This window comes from Acinetobacter sp. T_3_1 (assembly GCF_025377055.1).
In the GTDB taxonomy this organism is placed as follows: Bacteria; Pseudomonadota; Gammaproteobacteria; order Pseudomonadales; family Moraxellaceae; genus Acinetobacter; species Acinetobacter kookii.
In genome coordinates this window covers 6,307-8,586 of record NZ_JACHVD010000034.1, presented here as the reverse complement: position 1 = coordinate 8,586, position 2,280 = coordinate 6,307, and the positions used below count along the sequence as shown (strand labels likewise).

The window sequence follows — 2,280 nt, the reverse complement described above, 5'->3', positions numbered from 1 at the left end:
GGTGAAGTGTGTCTAATCAACAGGGTTTTCGGTCTCTAAGCACTTTTAAAAAGGAACTTCATCGACTCAAATCTCTATTTGCAACAGTGCCATTTGGGGTGTAGTGACTTTTGTCATCAAGCCATTCAGAAAGCGTTAATACTTGATTGGTTTCATGCTCATGCAAGCATCTCACCAGAAAATCTATGCGCTGGTAGACATCAATAATTGCTATGTCAGTTGTGAGCGTGTCTTCAACCCAAGCCTGAACAATAAGCCTGTCATTGTCCTATCCAACAATGATGGCTGTGCTGTAGCTCGATCTCAGGAAGCCAAGGACTTGGGCATCAAGATGGGTGTTCCTCTCTTTCAGATCAAGAACATCGTAGAGCAGCATCAGGTGCAGGTGCTATCGAGCAACTATGCACTGTATGCAGAGATGTCTCGCAGATTCATGAAAATCCTGTCCGATTTCGTATCTCCCAAAGAACAGGAGATTTACTCAATTGATGAGTGCTTTCTGGATCTGACAGCTCATTCAGGGAATTACGACTTGACTGAATATGCCCATCAGATTCGTCAGCGTGTGTTTTCTTGGCTTGGTTTACCTGTATGTATTGGCATTGGACGTTCAAAGACTGAAGCGAAACTAGCGAACCATATTGCCAAGAAGAACGCTTACTTCAATGGTGTTTGCAACTTGGTTTCAATGGATCCATGCTCTGCTGAAACTCTGCATCAAGCCATAGATGTTGGTGAAATCTGGGGCGTAGGCCGAAAGCATTCCAAGAAGCTCAACAGCTTGGGGATTCATTCAGTTATGGATTTTGTCTTGGCTTCCCCTCTGATGATCAGGGACCAATTTTCTGTAGTGATGCACAGAACTTTATTGGAACTGCAGGGAATTGCTTGTATTGAACTGGAACATACGCCACCAGCCAAGAAGCAAATCATTGCTAGTCGTTCTTTTGGTCAACGCATCTACCACATTGATGATCTTAAAGAAGCCATGTCATTGTATGTCATGGATGCGATTAGCAGACTGAGAGATGATAATCTGTTGTGTGGTTGTTTGATTGGTTTCGTACAATCAAACCCATTTGATAGCTCAAAGCCCTTCTACAACAAGTCTTTATCCTTGGCTTTACCAGAACCTACCGACAACCTGTTGGTGCTCTCTAAACTCGCTACAGCGATGATTGATGGCCTGTATGCAAAGGATATAGCATTCAAGAAATGTGGCGTGATTCTGACGTGTCTCGAACCAAAGGCAAGTCATGTGTATGACATGTTTACCGACATGAAGCATATCGAAGTCAGTAATGCCTTGATGGATTCCCTTGAAGCGATTCATCTTAAGTATGGCAAAACCAAGATTGCCTTGGGCGCGAGTTTAATGCCGAACAGAACATGGAATATGTCACGAAATCGGCTAACACAGAACTACTTTAAATGGGATCAACTGCTTTGTGTGAAGTAAATGTCCTGCCTATAAATTGATTTCGTTTTGGTTTCACAATAGTTTTCTATTGACTGCAAAATGGTTGTAATTTGCAACTACTTAATCAAAGATTATCTACATAAAAAATGCCCATAAACATGAGTGTTTTCATAGACACTATCTGCTTATAGGCATTACATCATTTATGAATGACGAGAGTTGGCATCATCATAGACAGCATTGTTTTCACGTCTGCCTACAGCAATCACGATGACAACTACCTCATCATCAACGACTTCATAAACCAGACGATAACCAATACAACGAAGTTTAATCTTGTAGCGGTTAGGATATCCTGACAACTTGTTTTTGGGAATGCGAGGATTCTACAAAACCTTGATCAACTGCTTCTTCAATGGCTGCTTAATACTTGGATTTAGCTTATTCCATTCTGCTAATGCTTCTTCTAAAAAGTCTAACTTATAGGTCATCAATATTTACTCGAATGCGTTTCTGATTCGCACGAGCATCTGCAATCTTATTCAGTTCTAGGTCTTCTAGTTGTTCTGTCATCGTTTCATACAGATCAGCTGGAACACAGTAAAACGCTGGTGTATTACGATTGAGGATTGCGACAGGTTCGCCTTTGCCTGCCAACACTGTATCCATCGGACTCTTTTTGAGTGGCACTGTTGCAAATAGAGATTTGAGTCGATGATGTTCCCTTTAAAAAGTACTTAGAGACCGAAAACCCTGTTGATTAGACACACTTCACCCTGAGGCTGACCATAATAAAATGACGATGCTTGTCCTTTACGTAGTGCACGCATGACTTCAATACCTTTAATTGTGGCATAAGC

At 41.5% G+C, this 2,280-nt stretch carries 2 protein-coding genes and 1 pseudogene; 1 reads left to right on the top strand and 2 read right to left on the bottom strand.

Annotation, left to right across the window (positions count from 1 at the left end):
* Positions 1–154: 154 nt before the first annotated feature.
* Positions 155–1,459: a Y-family DNA polymerase gene (locus H4I94_RS15785; RefSeq protein ID WP_261183692.1), complete on the top strand. Its 1,305-nt coding sequence runs from the start codon at positions 155–157 to the stop codon at positions 1,457–1,459.
* Positions 1,460–1,623: 164 nt separating this feature from the next.
* Here the strand turns inward: H4I94_RS15785 and H4I94_RS15780 are convergent.
* Positions 1,624–1,911: pseudogene (locus H4I94_RS15780) on the bottom strand (type II toxin-antitoxin system RelE family toxin).
* A complete protein-coding gene (locus tag H4I94_RS15775; RefSeq protein ID WP_261183690.1) occupies positions 1,901–2,089 on the bottom strand; it encodes a type II toxin-antitoxin system Phd/YefM family antitoxin in 189 nt (62 codons plus the stop codon). The pseudogene H4I94_RS15780 and the gene H4I94_RS15775 overlap by 11 nt, the downstream one beginning before the upstream one ends.
* Positions 2,090–2,280 lie beyond the last annotated feature (191 nt).

Excerpts from the sequence above, each read along its gene's own strand:
- H4I94_RS15775 (WP_261183690.1), bottom strand. The coding sequence starts at position 2,089 with ATGGATACAGTGTTGGCAGGCAAAGGCGAACCTGTCGCAATCCTCAAT.
- H4I94_RS15785 (WP_261183692.1), top strand. The coding sequence starts at position 155 with ATGCTCATGCAAGCATCTCACCAGAAAATCTATGCGCTGGTAGACATC.